This window comes from Aureimonas sp. AU12, assembly GCF_001463705.1.
Lineage (GTDB): Bacteria > Pseudomonadota > Alphaproteobacteria > Rhizobiales > Rhizobiaceae > Aureimonas.
Genome location: NZ_BBWH01000056.1, coordinates 1 through 13,863, shown reverse-complemented (window position 1 = coordinate 13,863; position 13,863 = coordinate 1). Strand labels below are relative to the sequence as shown.

Here is a 13,863-nt window from a genome sequence, read left to right as displayed (position 1 = left end):
TTCCTTCTGTTCGTTGTCGTTTGCCTGAACGCCGTGACCCTGATCGGCGCCTATGGTTCGGGGGCGCCCTATTACGGCCGCACGACCAACATGGACAAGTGGACCGATCCCCTACCGTGGCTGCTGCCGCTTGATCTCGTCATGATCGCCGCGGTGCTCGCCTTGATCTATCGGAACCGTCGAAGGCACGGCTGACGAATCGAGCAGAAGGCATCTCCTCTCCGCGTCGGCTTCCGACGTTCCTGCATGCGAACCCGAAACCGACGATGATGCGCAGGCTGCTCCACTCGATCCTGATCGGCTCCACCGTCGTGGGGATCCCGTTGACCATCGCCACGGTCGTGCTGGCCGGCTTTCTCGCGGTCGATACCGTGAACGGCCACGGCAACCCCTGGACGCCGCTGATGGTCGCATCAGGACCGATCCTCGTCATCGTCCCGATCGTCGCCTGCATTTCGCTGGTGATCGGCCTTCCGTTTCACTTCGTCATCCGGCGAACACGCTATGCAGGCGACCTGTCCTACAGTCTCGCAGGCGGCATCGTTGGGCTTGCGGTTTGTGTGCTGCCATTCCTGCTCGACGGCAATTACGAGGGGGTGTGGATGGCTCCGCTCGGTCTCGTCGGCGGAGTGGCGACCGGACATTCATGGTGGCGGTCCGGGGCGTCGTGAAGCCGCCGAGGTTCGTCGCGACGACTTGGGACCGTAGCCGGGGGTGCTGCGAAGACGCGTTTCGGGCTACGGTCGACACCCAGGATTCCGCTACAGGTCCGCCCCATGCGCTTTTCTCTCCGCCTCGCCGCTCTCACCATCAGCCTCTTCCTGCTGGGACCGGCATCAGCTGCCGAGGATCGTCTTGGGGTGCCGTGCGCGATCGAGTTCGCTGACACGTCCTACATTCTTGCATCAGCCGACGAGCCGCAGCCGGGCTACGTGAAGCAGGAGTACCTGCCGAAGGGCGTGACGTTCGATCGTTACGAAACGATGATGCTCGTCGAGTTCATGGAAGGCGAATTGAAGCCAGCAGACGTCGTTCGCGCCCAAACTCAGATGCTCGACGAACGTCGCGCAATGGATCCCTTCGTGAACTATGAGATCCTGCTGACGAACGAGGGAGACGGGATCATCCTCGACTTCCTCATGTCGGGAGAGACGGAGGAAGGAACGCGGATCGCGGAGTGGAATGCCTACCGCTACGTCTCTGGCAAGAACCCGCAGGGAAAACTCGGCGGATGGCTCATCGGCGTTAGCCGCAGGGCCTATGGTGACGAGATCGCACCGTTCCTCGAGCGCCTTCGCACTGAACGCGGTGCCAACGTCGCGACGCTCGGCGCGATAAGCGTGCCGCCGATGTCGGCAGACTGACGCCGAACCATGCCCTGCCGATCCTTACAGTCGGGACGCCCATGGAGTGAGAAGCCGACCATGTGCCTCGACCTCGATCGAGAACGTGAGCTTCAGTCAGATCGTGGGAATGATTTTTCATAGGGCAGGGTGCTGCCGCGCTCGCGGTGGACCGAGATCGCCTTTTCGGCATGATGCGCCGCTCCGGCCTGGCCGCCTCGCGCATCACCGCTTAAAGCTCCAACGGACCAACATGACGACCGGTAACAACGCTTTATCCACCGGCCGCGGCTTTCAGTCTGGCGGCCCGCCTGGTTGGACGCTCGCCGACTTTCTCAGCACCTATCGGTACTGGGCGCTTTTCCTGTCATCCATGCTCGTGGCGCTTGGCGGGCAGGGGGGCGGCACCGTTCTCCCATTGATGTTGATGGACGCTGCGAGCACCTATCAGACCATCGGCATGTTTCACCTTGGTATCAGCATGGGCTGGATCGTCGGTGCCTTTCTCGCCTTCGTGGTAGCCCCTCGGAATGGCCGGGCCGCTTTGATCTGGCCGTGTCTCGCCTGCGCCGTGATCACGACTGCTTTCCTGTTCCTGCCGGGGTTCTGGTCGTTTCCAGCCTTCCTGATCGTGTTCGGGCTCGCCTGCGGCGCCGCCCAGGGCGTCTTTTCCCTCGCACTAGCAGTCTTCCTGACGGGAGGGCGCCCCGGCCGCACCGATTTCGCCGGCGCACTCCTCCTTCTCTCGCCCACGGTTCTGATAGCGATGTTGGCGCCGATGGGGGCGTCCATGCTCTACGAGCAGGTCGGCGGATGGGGCGTGGTGAGCGGAATGGTCGCCTGTCTGCTTCTGGCGATCGCCGTGCTCGTGCCGGCGCGCGGCTTGGGCTTCAAGGATGCTCCGTCTCCCCGCCATCGACCGAGTCGGCCGCGCCGGCGCTCGCCCTTGGCGGTCGCAGCGGTCCTGCTCGCGCCGTTTGCTGCCTCGGCTGCGGCTGGCCTCGTCATGCTTCCGGCGACCTTGGCGGGCTCGGGAGCGGACGAGATCCCATCTCTGAAGGTCGCGCTGGCGTTCACGATCGGTTGCATCACGCTCGGCGCTCTCGTCTACCTCGCGGTCTGGCTCTACCGCATTCACGGCGAACTGGCGGGCGCGGCTCCCTCGCAGCGCCTGCTCACGCCGTTCGCCGCCGTTCCCGTCGCCCTTCTCGTGCCGTTCGGCATGCCGGTGCTCTTGATAACGCTCGCCGATCTTCTCAACGACCGCGCCCGGGGGAGCGGGAAAGGCCAGGCGATCTCGATCGCCTGGCTCGTCGGCTGGACCGTTTTCTTGCCGCCGGTCGCCATCTCGATGGTTCAGAGCGCGGCGAACAGGAGCTACGATGCGCCCGGGGAGCCAACCTGATCGGACTGTCTCGCCGATGGCGAAACATTCAAAGCTTGCGCTACATCCGCGAACCGGCCGCCTCCATGTTGCGCTGGTCAAACGTCGGACGGCGCGACCGCGACGAAGGCAACCGTTCCATGGCTGGGGCCCCAAGCGACGACAGCTGGCTTCATCGAGGCCAGCAATCGGACCGGGCTGCGATCCTCGCCGCGCTGGCGATGCTTCTCGGCACGATCAGTCTCGCCTTCACGCTGGCGGACGCGTGGCCACGCGAAGCCAACCGCACCGCTCTTGCCCTTTGGTTCCTGGTCCTGCCGGTGGCTCTATGGATCGGCGGCTGGATGGGCTTCATCGCGCGTGATGCGCGGTTTCGCGCCGTGTTCCTGTTTCTCGCCTGCGCGGCCGCCGGGGCCGGTCTCTTCCTGAGGCCGACCGCGCTGTTCCTTCCGTCGCTCGGTGAGTTCGGGGCGACCGTTCTCGTCGCGGCAGTCAGTCTTGTTCTCCGCCGGAAAGGTCTCGGCGAAGGGGAGGAGCTGGGCGGCGAGGACGGGCTCGGCCAGAGCCTTGCGGAGGAATGGCGATGGTGGCGGCGTTTTCGCCGCGCGCGACGCTCGCCGCTGCGCTGGCGTGCGCCGAGCGTCGAAGAGAACCGCAAGATCCTGATGCATCCGACGATGAAGCGGTTCGCCGACACCGCCGTGGCCCTCGCCGAAGGGAACGGCCGCCAGTGGATCGTCCTCGAACGCGACTGGCACGGTTGGCCCGACCCCGAGCGCTACGTCCTCTTCGTGTTGGAGAACGAGGAGGTCTGGCTGGCCAGGACTTTCGCCCGCTGGCCTGGCGCTTGGGGTGAGCATCCAGCCTAAGAAGGCGCTTTTGCCGCGTTCACCGATCGGCAGCGGCTGCGCAGCTTGTCGGCGCTTTCGCCCAGAGGGTCCAAGTGATGCGCGTGCCCGAGCGCGTATCGCAAAGCTCGTAGCCGGAGCGCATCATCAAGAGTGAGTTCAGCATGCCGCCTGTCAGTCCCAACAGGGGGACGAGAACGATCGTGCCGAGCAGCACCGCCATCACGGCCGTGCCCATACGCTCGGCCCACCGCCTCGACAACAACTCGATGCCGAACAGTCCCCCTATCGCCAGGACGGCAAATGCCAGCACCGGCAAGGCATATAGGACGTTGATGGTCTCCACGACCGCCGCGCCCGCGCGAAGGGACGTGACGAGCGATCGTATCTCCGCAAGGCTCCAGGAGCCCAGGCTGAAACCCATGACGGCGATGCCGACCGACATCACAAGCAGAAGCGGTTTGTTCCTGATCGGCTCGAGCTGATGGTCCGCGCCGGAGGCCTTCCGGGATCGTTTGCGGGACGTCGGCATCGCGACCTCGTCTTGTTCGGAGAACCACGGGCGGCCTCGACCCTCGTCGTTTGCGAGGTCTGCCGCAACACCTATGATGCGAGGGAGAGCCCGGCACCGGATCGGCGGCATCCGGGCTGGCGCCAAGATGGGGGCAAACAGATGCAGGAGCCGATCGATGGTCCAGGCGCGGACCGGGACGCGTCCGTTCTTTGGGCCATGCTGCCGTCCTTCGCTTCCATGCGTCAGCTGGAAAAGCTCGAGCGAAGCCGGCCACCGCGTTTCGCCCTTCCCAACCTCGCCTCCGTCACGAGCCATGCTCCCGACATCGGATGCGACGACACGCACTGGTTCGCCACCATGGAGACGCCGCGCCTTTTGATCCGCCAGGAAGGATTTGCGCCGGATTTCATCTGGTTCGGACTCTATTTCGCCTCGTCGCGGTTTCGCGAGGCCCTCGCTCTCGGATCGAATGCCATCGAATATCGCGCTGTGGATATGAAAGCGGGGAGCGCCGAGACGGCCGTCGAGGCGGACTATCGCGCGTTTCGAGCGGTGCAACGCGCGGACCCGGTCGATATGGCCGCCATGTACGGACAGGAGCCTGACCGCGGTGCCGATGGTGAACCGACATTGGAATGGGAAATGTCTGTCGAAGGGCCCCATGCGCCGCCGCGTCGTACCGTCTGGAAACGTGGCTTCAAAGCTCCGGAACCCCTGTTCGCCGATGCGAAAGGTCGGTTGTTGGCAACGGAGGATCTCGCTGCGCGGGTGATGGCGGCGGGCCTGCGGGACATCGCCTTTCAAAACCTGACTAGCGGAAAGTCTGTGGAACGACTGGCTTTCAGGAAGGGCTTGGCGGCGGTTGGTCGGGGACAGGCGGACGATTGAAGCGGCTTAGCTCGCCAACCCGTGACGAAAGCCTCAGACAGCCTCTTATTGCGCGGCATCGTTTCGATCACGGCATTCGCGGTTCTGCCACCACAGCCAGACAGCGCGAAAGGCGAAGGCGCTCGGCACGATCACGGTGGCGAACAAACTTCCGAACGCCGCAGCCTAGACCCAGCGATAGCGTAGCTCGACGAATTCCGCCCATCCATTATCGTCGTAGTAGGGATCCTCATTGATCGCGGCGAAGCCAAGAGCGTAGCTCGCACGGAGTACAAGCAGGAACAAAAGGGGGCACCGCGCAGAGCGGTCCATCGTCCCGACCGCCGTCGCAACCTAATCAGCACAAGAAAGCCCGCAACGAAGACGACTGGAAGCACCAGGACGATGAGCATGGATCGTATGTCGCCTCGCTACGACGCCAGAAGGCGGAAGAACGTCACGGACGCGGCACGTGCGCCTCTGGTATAGGGCCGTGCGGGCTCGGGTTCAGGGCCTGTCCAAGCCCGGCTGTCGAAACCACCGGAATTCACGAGGCGGCGGCTCCGATCGTCCTCACCTGCATCCTCGAACGAGATGGATGAAGGCCCGCCATGCCGTTAGGCCGTAAGCCCGAGATCCGTTCTTTGGTCTTGGGAGAGCCGCAGAAACCGGCAAGCCAACTGAGAGGAGAGCTGGAAACGCTGAACCCACGTACGTCATTTCGCGACGATACGTTGTCGGCGCAGCATCGCGCAACGACCGATCGTGCGCGGAAGTTGATCCCTCGATCACGAGCAGTCACCTTGCCGGTCCCTCCCGCTCGACGAGGCTCCCACGGCGCAGCACGAGGCTCGCGACCGCGGCGGGACCGGCGAGACCCAGATTGGCGAGGGGAACGGGGAGGGCGTCGCCCCGCATGAGGGCTAAAGCCAAGCCGAAGCCCGCCCCGCCGACGCTCAGCAGCATCGCTGAGGTCCAGAGCCGCACGGCGCGTGCCGTGAAGCGCGTGAGATCGCCGACCCACCATGCCATGGGCAGCATCAGCAGCCAGGATAGGAGGCCGGCGCGCGGGGCGTGATGGGGTGCATCGACGAGGGCGGTGATCACGCCGAGCGTGCCGAAGAGCGCCGCCACCGCCGCAAGGATCGCCGCCGCGTTCGACCGGCGGTCGCGGCGCAGGCGGCCCCAATATTCGGCGTCGCTTCGCCGGGTGGCATTCCGCTTCATCTTGTCTAGGTTCCGCATTCCACCGCGCCGAGGAGCGTCCAAGCCAGCGTCCAGTCCGGCTCGGTGCCGGCATCTGCCTGACCGTGCCATTCGAACGCAAGCATGCCCCCTTTCGACGCCCGTTCGGCTCGCATCGTGACGGCGTCGCCCCCCGACCCGCCGCCCTCGCGGGAGACGGCGTAGCGCACGAGGTCGGCCCCGACCCGAACCTGCCGGTCGAGCCCGGGCGAGGCCTCGCCTCCGGGGCGAAGCGAGACCGTCATCTCGAAGGGCCTTCGCAGATCATGCCAGCCCTCCGGTCGCACGAGAAGGCCGTCCGCGGTCTGCCGGACGTCGAACCCGGCGATGTCGGCGACGAGCCGGCACGGGGCGGTCGGCGCCATGGTCAGCCTCAGGGTCGTGTCCGGAAACACGAAGTCGACGAAGGTGCCGTCCTCGCCCCACCGGATCACGCGGTGCGAGGAGCGCGAGCCGAACGAGGGACCGTCGATCGGGTTGCCGCTGAGCGCGTGATGGACGCCCGGCCCCTCGACCCGGTACTCGAACCAGCGATGCGGCGCATCGGTGAGGAAACCGCGCTCCGACCAGTCCATCACCGACGCGGTGAAGCGCCCGTCCGGCGAGGCTCGGGTTTCACCGGTCCCGACCGGCATCACATAGAGGGCGCGAACGATCGCGGCGACCGCTAGAAGCGCCGCGAGACCGGCAAGGCCGAGGGTTCGTCGCCAGGGCGTCACGAGGAGAATGTCCCGTGCGCCGATCTGCCGCCGCTAGCGGTCATTTCGCTGGCCAGTCGAGGGGCGGAGTGATCGCCGGGCTCTCGATCCATGTCTTCGGGAAGGGGCGCAAGGGAACCTCGCCGCCCCGTGGGATCGCACCGAGATGGCGGTGGACCCGGCCGTAGTCGGGGTCTTCCGGGGCATAGCGCAACTCACCCTCGCCGAGCGCCGAACCATCCTCGGCTTCGGCGCGAAGCCGCAGAACCAAAGTGCCGTCCGCCTCCTCGTGCGCCGACCCGATCGAGCCGTCATCCGCTCGAACCAGTGCGGACGAGATCAACAGGCCGGCGAGCATGAGGCCTGCGGTGGCAGACCCGACGCGGTTCATCAGGCCTCCTTCACTAAAGGCCGCGCACACCGGGCACGGGACGGCCGAACGTAACGCATCGCAGTCGCCGTCATTGCGGAATCTCCGCCAAGGCCGTGACCGTCTCCACGAACGACGTGCGTGGGCAGGTCGCGCCAAACTCGTGCAGCACGTCGTACCCATCGAAGAGAGCCACGCTGCAAAGTGCATCCGTCGGCCCGGGCGCGTCGATCGACGCGGGATCCCTCGTCGCCCAGACGGCGTTCGCGGCCCGGACGACCGCATCCGTCTCGCTCGCCGTCAGGTCTCGGCTCACGTCGCGTTCGATGACGGTCGTCGGCTTGCCACCATGCGTCGCATCGGAAAGGCGCGTGGTCGCACGGCGGGTGGTGCGAGTGTCCAGATCTACGATAATCCAGCTTGCGTTTGGCAACAGGGCGTTGCCCGCGACGACGAGCACGCCTCGTTCGGGAAGGTCGCCCGGAAAGGCGAGGTGCACGCCGACGCGATCCGTCCGGAAGGGAGAGGCGAGCTTCACGGGCGCGTAGGCGAGGCGCGGCTCATCGGCGGCGGCAGCGCCCGTCCCGATCGACGAGGCCGGCCACCCGAGGGCGAGCGCCAGCGCGAGCGGACGGATTCGCCCCCCGCGTCTCACGACGGCGGGTCTGAGCGCCGCGCCTCGAAAGGGCAAAGCAGCCCGTCCGAGCGTGGGCGCGGGCGGGGCGCGCTCGCTGATGCTCATTCCTTCGGCGTCACCAGTTCTCGGCGCGCATAGGCCGCGTGAAGGTATCGCCCGATCAGCTCCGAGAAGGCGTCGACCTTCATGCCCTTCACGCCGAAGGCATCGATCGTTACCGTCCGTCGCCGGCGGTTGACCTTGCTGTAGAACCAGAAGCCGCGCCGCGCGGGAAGCGGAGCGTCCTCGTGCAACACCAGCTGCAGGGCGAAGCGCTGGTTGGCATAGACCTGATACTGCTCGACGTCCGTCCAGGGAATGGCATTGAGGAACCGCGACGTCTCCAGATGCTCGGGCGTCAGCACGAGCAGGGGCGCGCGGCTTCGGCGATGGGAGACGATGGCGATCGCCGCGAAGACCAGGAAGCCCGTGGCGCCGACGGCGGCGAGGATGGCCTGCGCCCACTCGTCATGACCGAAGCCGATCTGCGCCGCGGCCAGGACGGCCCCGATCCCGATGATGGCGAAGAAGCCGCTGGCGATGCCCATGACCCAGATCATCGGCTTGGCGTTGTCGTAGAGAACGAGCGCCTCGGCACCGACCGCCGCGGCCGCCGTCTCAAGGCTCTCGCGATACTCGGCATGCGCGCCGCGCGCCCGTGTCAGGAAGTCGAGACTGAGCGCGCGGCAGGTCGCGTCCCAGTTGGCGAAGGCCTTGCGACCGAAGGAGGGCACGCCGGGCTCCGGGCGCCGGGTGGCGTGCGCCAGCACGGTCTCGTCGATGGCGACGCCGAGCGCGTCGATCCGCTGGCTGGTGGGCGGATGGCTGTCGGTCGGGTGCGGCTGCCGGTCCTCCAGATGAGCCGCGGGATCGGGGAAGCCTTCCTCCGCCGTCAGCCGGGCCGTGGCGGCGACGAGGTCGTCTTCGGCGGCCTCCGGAGCCTGGAAGGCACGTTCCAGAACGAAGGAAACCGCCGGCTCGATAATGGAACTACGGATCAGTGCGGACGCCGCTCCCGCTGGCCTGCTGATGAGACTGCCGTTTCGATCGGCCTCGAACTCTCGTAGCCGACTCCAATGCGCCACGGCGACGTCGAACTGGCCGATCGCATGAAAGCCGAGGCGTGTGGCGGGTTGCACCACGATCGCGCCTCGGTTCGCTTGGTGAAGCGCCTCGAGCGAGCGCCAGAGCGTGGCGTAGATCGGCGTGAACTTACGGCTGTAGCGCGTGTCGTCGCCGGTGAAATGCGCCAGTTCGTGGCCGATGATGGCCGATACTTCGGCGGTGTCCAGGAGTTCGAGGGCGGGCGCGGGCAGATACAGCGTCCGTCCTTCGAGGAGGCGACCCTCCGGCTCGACGCGAACGGCCCCTTCGGTGACGTAGAACCCTTCCGTCAGACCGACGACGATCGTGTCGGGGATCGGAGCACCCTGGCGTGCGGCGAGTTCGCGTGTGAAGCGCCACAGGCCGGGCGCCTCGTCCTCGCCGACGACTCGGGCCAGCACCTCGATCGGCTGCGGCGTGAAGAGATCGAAGACCCGGCGCAGGCTGACCACGGCCATCACCGCGCCATAGGCCGCGAGGGCCGCCAGCACGATGCCGGCCCCTGCGAGCTTGAGCCCGTTGCCGGAAACCTGCTCCCAGAACCACAGGCTCATCGCCTCGAACGACGTCGCGCAGAAGAGCGCGACCCCGAAGCCGAGGACCACCGCGGCCATGAGGACGGGCAGCACCACTCGCAGACGTCCGAAGCTCTCGATCAGCTGATCGCGCGAACGCCGGGCCCGCCACCCCGCGATACGGGCCGCCAGGAGGCCCAGCCCGGCCCCGGCGACGACGAGGAGGCTGCCGCCGATCGTGGCCCAAGCCAGCGGAACGCGCGTTCGCGCGACGACAAGATCGGTCTCTTGGCTCGCCAGCGCCGTTTCGATCCGGGTGGTCGCCTCGGACGCCGTAAGGACGAGAACGTCGCGGCCGTCCCCCTGAAAGCGAAGGGATGCTTCTGGATCCTCGGCGGCGATCTGGCGGACCTCACGAAGCGTCTCCTGCAGACCGTCGCGGGACGCCTCCTGCACCTCGATCATCGCGGTCGCCCGTTGCATCTGCCATGCCCCAAGGCTTCCGAGCGCAAGCGGCAGCACGAAAAGCCAGACCACGAGACCGAACACGGGGGAGCGACGCCAGAAGGGCGAAGGAGGGGATTGCGTCGATGTCATGAATCACTCCCATCATTCGATCGAACATCGATCAGAGTGTCAAAGCAGACGGAGACAGCTTTGGCGATTGCCGATTGAGATGGCGAAAACCGGCTATCTCGACTTTAGCGACGCCGCAGATTCGTAATCTGTGGCCTTCTGAAAGCCCTTGGCTCAGGCTCGGAATAGGTGAGACAATAAGTCTACAAGTTCACTGCCGATACCGCCTGACGATCCGGCGGGTGCGCGACGCGGCGAAGGGTTCAGGAGACAGAGAACTCAAGCGCTACCCGCCAATTTAACTTCCTCCAGCACCGCGTCCTCCTCAGCTTCCAGATCACCGACCTTGGAGGGTTGGAGACCAAAGCGGGCTGCGACGTCCGGAGCATAGCGCAGCAGGTCTGGGCGTAGTCTGAGAAGGGCGATGTCCTTGGCCTTGGCCTCCAGCATGACGTCGAAGTCGAGACCCTCTGCGATCCGCATGAAGGTCGCGAACTCGAACGGGTTGCAGAAGTCAGCGTGACCCGTAAACACGGGCGCGACGTAGTGCGTGGTCTTCTTTTTCGTCGTCTTGTCGACCCGGATCTGTTCGCGAAGCTCGGTCCGCGGCGACGAGAAGTGCACCTTCGGCTGCTGCTCAGCGGGCCATGTCGCGAGGATCGCGGCCAGCGTCTCGCGCATGTCCGCCCGTTCCGGGTTGAGACACCAGAAATGCTGGTGGTCGAAGATGCACCGCACGCCCGTATGCCCGTTGATCCACAGGACGTCGGCGGTTGAGAACCGAAGGTCGTCGTGCTCGAGCACAAGGCGGCGCCGCACGGGCTCCGGGAGGGTATGCCACGTTTCCACCCAACGCTGACGGGCGGACGGAACGTCGCCGTAGGTGCCACCGACATGGACGACCAGCACGGCTTCGGGCGGCTGATCCATCAGGTCGAGCATCTCGGCCTGGCTGACGAGGTCCGCAATGCTCTTTTCGACGAGTTTCGGGTCGGGGCTGTTGAGGACGATGAACTGCGAGGGGTGGAACGAGAGCCTGATGCCGAGCCGCTTTGCCTTCGCTCCGAACGCGGCGAGCTCGGCTGAGCTTTCCCGCACCATCCCGTGGAACTGCGGCATGTCGGGGTGGGTGGCATACGGCGCGATGTCGGACGACATGCGGTACATCCTGACGTCGATCCGGTCGAGATGGTCGAGGATCGCGTCGAGATAGCCAAGCGACACTTTTAGGTGAGGGTTGCTGACGAAACGCCGGGCGTCGTTGCTCTTGAGATCGTCGCGACCCATGACCTTCACGGGAAAGCCAAGTCTGGAAACGCGGGTGGATGTCGTCGTGGCTGTCATGCGGTTTCCAATTCCGGGCCGAACCCAAGGGTGCGAACGAAGATGTTCCAATCGGCAACCCGCAACGCGCCGCCGGACGCGAGCCGATGGCCCTTGCCGTATTGCTCGTTGGCTCCGGGCGGTCGCACCCCGGCGAGGAACGCGGGGATGTCCGCGTCCTGCCCGGTGCGGGCGGCAAAATGCACCCAGCCCGGTCGGTAGCCGAAGTTGGCCGCCATCACGATCGGAGCCTTGAGGCGACCGCTCCATGTCTGCGCGATCAAAGGATGGATCTGGCAGGCGGAGTCGATGGGGACGATGGCGACGGGACCGACGATCTTCGGTGCTGCCTTGCGGGCCTTCTCGACCTCGGCGCGGACCTCGTCGCGTGCCGCCAGCAGGACCGCCGTCTCCTCGAACTCGCCGGACAGGACCTGCTTCGGGCCCGTCGCCCGCTCCAGAAGCGCAAAGGCCGGCGAAGCGTCACCGCTCGAGGAGCGTCTCGGCGCGTTGACAAGCGAGGCTGCCTTCCGGAGCGCGGTGATGCCATAAGCCCTGGCTTCCTCCATCTCCGGGAAACCGTCCTTCTCGGCCATGTCGCCGATGATGCCGAGGGCGGCCAGCCAAAGAAGCGCCTCGGCATCGAAAACCGTCAGGGCGCAACGATAGGCCAGCAAGCTCGAGGTCGGGATCGGATTGTCGTCGATACCGCTGATCACCGTCGCATGCTCGGGGATCCCGGTCGGCACGTGATGGTCGACGATGATCGTCGGCATGATCTCGGTCACGGGACCCGTCGACGTGCCGACATCCGTCAGGATCAAGCCGGTGACCCCCTGACGGGACTGATACGCCTCGACTTCGCTGCGAAAGGCATCGGAATAGGCGTTATCGCCTTTCCCGATAATGCGGATCACAGGCGACAGTTTCGCTTGGCGAAGTGTCTTCGCCAGAACGACTCCGGCCGAAAGCCCGTCCGCGTCGTTATGACAAACCAGAAGCGGTCGGTCTCCCTGCTGGTGTATGGCTTGTAAGAAGGATGAGGGGTTCTGTCGTCCGAGCAACGCGTCGATCCTGTTGATGCCGATGAAAACGGTTCCACGGGTAAGACGATCCCGACATCCTGTCGCATGCCGTCGTGCTGCAGCGCCAGCACTCGGCAGACAGCCGCAGTCCGTAACTCTCGGCGATACACATTTCGGCGCAACAGCGGCTTAGAGCAGGTCCCACTTCCAGCGGTCCTGAAGGGGGAGCGCCTTGCGCAACGCGCGCCGACGTTCCTGCAAGGTCCGGACCGAATGGGTCGTTGGCGCTTCAATGGTGGACGTGACCGGCGCGGGCTGAGACGCCACCGGCCTTTCCTGCTGATCGCGAAACGTGACCGTTGTAGCACCTGAGACAACAGGAGATCCAAGTGCGTATGCATCAGACGCGGTGTCGATCTGCTGCTGTCCCGACACGACGGACTGGAGGACCGGATCGTTAGGTTCGACGTCCGGACAGGTTGCAATCGGCTCTACCCGCGCCTCGAGGATTCGCCGCGGTGCGCCATTCTCCGGTGGCGCAGTTGCTACACGGATGCGCGCCGCTTCGCGCGCGTCAGAGTGCGCCGACGCGTCCGCCCGATCACTGGCTAAGGCGAGCTCGCGCATCTGTCGACCTACGGCTCCCGTCCAGATCGACGGCTGGGTTGGGCTGGAGCGCCGCGAGCGTCGCTTGTGCTCGACGACGAAGGCTTTCGGTGAGCGCTTCATGAGTGTCCGAGAGAAGGGGAGGGCATCGCAGACTGCGGGCCGTGAGGTGGCCTGCAGCCGACGCTGCTTTACTGTGCCATCCCGCCGTCACCCTCGCAACTACAGCGGCGATGGCGGACACGATAACCGGTTGGCTTCCCCGTCTAGCTGTGCGAACCCCGGGTCCGGATCGGAATAATCAGGCTGAAATGGAGAGCCCACTTATGACATCGCAGTCGGCCGAGGCAGCCAAGATCCTGGAGCAGACGGCGGAGATCGCTGCCGCTTACGTCAGCAACAATCACCTGCCACGCGAGGAGATCGCCGGTTTCATCGTCAGCATCTATGCCACGCTGGGTACGCTCGGCAAGCAACCCGAGCCGGCGCCAACGTCCGACGAGCCGCTCGTCCCGGCCGTACCGATCCGAAAGTCGGTGAACCCCGACTACCTGATCTGCTTGGAGGATGGAAAGCGGTTCAAGTCGCTGAAGCGACATCTCTTGACGTATTATGGCCTGACTCCGGACGCCTACCGCCGGAAGTGGGGTCTTCCGGCCGACTATCCGATGGTGGCGGCAAGTTACGCGGCCAAACGTTCGGAACTCGCGCGATCATTTGGCCTCGGTCGCAAGGCCAAGCCGCTCGAGGACGGTTTCTAAACAGAAGC

Annotated in this window: 16 protein-coding genes; 7 read left to right on the top strand and 9 right to left on the bottom strand. The window is 65.5% G+C overall.

Going from position 1 to position 13,863, the window contains the following annotated elements; translation table 11 throughout:
• The first annotated feature begins 33 nt into the window (after window positions 1-33).
• From AUL33_RS20935 to AUL33_RS22875, 5 genes are all read left to right on the top strand, one after another.
• The gene (locus AUL33_RS20935; RefSeq protein WP_202815324.1) at window positions 34-195 is read left to right on the top strand and encodes a hypothetical protein; all 162 of its coding nucleotides are present in this window, start codon (window positions 34-36) and stop codon (window positions 193-195) included.
• 71 nt (window positions 196-266) lie between these two features.
• The gene (locus tag AUL33_RS20930) at window positions 267-671 is read left to right on the top strand and encodes a hypothetical protein (protein ID WP_062213125.1); all 405 of its coding nucleotides are present in this window, start codon (window positions 267-269) and stop codon (window positions 669-671) included.
• 105 nt (window positions 672-776) lie between these two features.
• Window positions 777-1,364 (top strand): hypothetical protein, encoded by a 588-nt coding sequence (locus AUL33_RS20925; protein WP_062213122.1) that lies wholly within the window; start codon window positions 777-779, stop codon window positions 1,362-1,364.
• A 232-nt stretch (window positions 1,365-1,596) separates the two neighbouring features.
• The gene (locus tag AUL33_RS20920) at window positions 1,597-2,748 is read left to right on the top strand and encodes a hypothetical protein (protein WP_062213120.1); all 1,152 of its coding nucleotides are present in this window, start codon (window positions 1,597-1,599) and stop codon (window positions 2,746-2,748) included.
• A gap of 35 nt (window positions 2,749-2,783) precedes the next feature.
• Window positions 2,784-3,596: a hypothetical protein gene (locus AUL33_RS22875; protein WP_062213117.1), complete on the top strand. Its 813-nt coding sequence runs from the start codon at window positions 2,784-2,786 to the stop codon at window positions 3,594-3,596.
• Window positions 3,597-3,615: 19 nt separating this feature from the next.
• Here AUL33_RS22875 and AUL33_RS20910 read toward each other — a convergent pair whose 3' ends face one another.
• Window positions 3,616-4,107: a hypothetical protein gene (locus tag AUL33_RS20910; RefSeq protein WP_062213114.1), complete on the bottom strand. Its 492-nt coding sequence runs from the start codon at window positions 4,105-4,107 to the stop codon at window positions 3,616-3,618.
• Window positions 4,108-4,248: 141 nt separating this feature from the next.
• On the opposite strand from AUL33_RS20910, the gene AUL33_RS20905 reads away from it, so the two are divergent.
• Window positions 4,249-4,977 carry a hypothetical protein gene (locus AUL33_RS20905; RefSeq protein WP_062213111.1) on the top strand — a complete coding sequence of 243 codons (729 nt, stop codon included), beginning with the start codon at window positions 4,249-4,251 and terminating at the stop codon, window positions 4,975-4,977.
• Window positions 4,978-5,754: 777 nt separating this feature from the next.
• Here the strand turns inward: AUL33_RS20905 and AUL33_RS20900 are convergent.
• The 8 genes from AUL33_RS20900 to AUL33_RS22410 form a co-directional block, all read right to left on the bottom strand.
• Window positions 5,755-6,183: a hypothetical protein gene (locus AUL33_RS20900; protein WP_062213108.1), complete on the bottom strand. Its 429-nt coding sequence runs from the start codon at window positions 6,181-6,183 to the stop codon at window positions 5,755-5,757.
• 5 nt (window positions 6,184-6,188) lie between these two features.
• The gene (locus AUL33_RS20895) at window positions 6,189-6,920 is read right to left on the bottom strand and encodes a Tsi3 family protein (RefSeq protein ID WP_062213105.1); all 732 of its coding nucleotides are present in this window, start codon (window positions 6,918-6,920) and stop codon (window positions 6,189-6,191) included.
• Window positions 6,921-6,960: 40 nt separating this feature from the next.
• Window positions 6,961-7,290, bottom strand: coding sequence for a hypothetical protein (locus tag AUL33_RS20890; RefSeq protein WP_062213102.1), 330 nt, complete (start codon window positions 7,288-7,290; stop codon window positions 6,961-6,963).
• Window positions 7,291-7,360: 70 nt separating this feature from the next.
• The gene (locus AUL33_RS20885; RefSeq protein ID WP_062213099.1) at window positions 7,361-8,011 is read right to left on the bottom strand and encodes a hypothetical protein; all 651 of its coding nucleotides are present in this window, start codon (window positions 8,009-8,011) and stop codon (window positions 7,361-7,363) included.
• A complete protein-coding gene (locus AUL33_RS20880; protein WP_244492383.1) occupies window positions 8,008-10,161 on the bottom strand; it encodes a M48 family metallopeptidase in 2,154 nt (717 codons plus the stop codon). The genes AUL33_RS20885 and AUL33_RS20880 overlap by 4 nt, the downstream gene beginning before the upstream one ends.
• Before the next feature lie 258 nt (window positions 10,162-10,419).
• The gene (uvsE, locus tag AUL33_RS20875) at window positions 10,420-11,484 is read right to left on the bottom strand and encodes a UV DNA damage repair endonuclease UvsE (protein ID WP_062213096.1); all 1,065 of its coding nucleotides are present in this window, start codon (window positions 11,482-11,484) and stop codon (window positions 10,420-10,422) included.
• Window positions 11,481-12,527, bottom strand: a complete 1,047-nt coding sequence (locus AUL33_RS20870) for a phosphoesterase (protein ID WP_244492382.1) — start codon at window positions 12,525-12,527, stop codon at window positions 11,481-11,483. The genes uvsE and AUL33_RS20870 overlap by 4 nt, the downstream gene beginning before the upstream one ends.
• Before the next feature lie 150 nt (window positions 12,528-12,677).
• Window positions 12,678-13,115, bottom strand: coding sequence for a hypothetical protein (locus AUL33_RS22410; protein ID WP_156419548.1), 438 nt, complete (start codon window positions 13,113-13,115; stop codon window positions 12,678-12,680).
• 305 nt (window positions 13,116-13,420) lie between these two features.
• Between AUL33_RS22410 and AUL33_RS20865 the strand changes: the two genes are divergently transcribed.
• Window positions 13,421-13,855: a MucR family transcriptional regulator gene (locus tag AUL33_RS20865; protein WP_062213090.1), complete on the top strand. Its 435-nt coding sequence runs from the start codon at window positions 13,421-13,423 to the stop codon at window positions 13,853-13,855.
• The last annotated feature ends 8 nt before the right edge of the window (window positions 13,856-13,863 follow it).

What these genes read in the sequence shown, in the direction of transcription:
- AUL33_RS20885 (WP_062213099.1), bottom strand. Translation starts at nt 8,011, where the DNA reads ATGAGCATCAGCGAGCGCGCCCCGCCCGCGCCCACGCTCGGACGGGCT.
- uvsE (WP_062213096.1), bottom strand. Translation starts at nt 11,484, where the DNA reads ATGACAGCCACGACGACATCCACCCGCGTTTCCAGACTTGGCTTTCCC.
- AUL33_RS20905 (WP_062213111.1), top strand. Translation starts at nt 4,249, where the DNA reads ATGCAGGAGCCGATCGATGGTCCAGGCGCGGACCGGGACGCGTCCGTT.
- AUL33_RS22410 (WP_156419548.1), bottom strand. Translation starts at nt 13,115, where the DNA reads ATGCGCGAGCTCGCCTTAGCCAGTGATCGGGCGGACGCGTCGGCGCAC.
- AUL33_RS20920 (WP_062213120.1), top strand. Translation starts at nt 1,597, where the DNA reads ATGACGACCGGTAACAACGCTTTATCCACCGGCCGCGGCTTTCAGTCT.
- AUL33_RS20890 (WP_062213102.1), bottom strand. Translation starts at nt 7,290, where the DNA reads ATGAACCGCGTCGGGTCTGCCACCGCAGGCCTCATGCTCGCCGGCCTG.
- AUL33_RS20930 (WP_062213125.1), top strand. Translation starts at nt 267, where the DNA reads ATGATGCGCAGGCTGCTCCACTCGATCCTGATCGGCTCCACCGTCGTG.
- AUL33_RS20900 (WP_062213108.1), bottom strand. Translation starts at nt 6,183, where the DNA reads ATGAAGCGGAATGCCACCCGGCGAAGCGACGCCGAATATTGGGGCCGC.
- AUL33_RS20925 (WP_062213122.1), top strand. Translation starts at nt 777, where the DNA reads ATGCGCTTTTCTCTCCGCCTCGCCGCTCTCACCATCAGCCTCTTCCTG.
- AUL33_RS20910 (WP_062213114.1), bottom strand. Translation starts at nt 4,107, where the DNA reads ATGCCGACGTCCCGCAAACGATCCCGGAAGGCCTCCGGCGCGGACCAT.
- AUL33_RS20865 (WP_062213090.1), top strand. Translation starts at nt 13,421, where the DNA reads ATGACATCGCAGTCGGCCGAGGCAGCCAAGATCCTGGAGCAGACGGCG.
- AUL33_RS20880 (WP_244492383.1), bottom strand. Translation starts at nt 10,161, where the DNA reads ATGACATCGACGCAATCCCCTCCTTCGCCCTTCTGGCGTCGCTCCCCC.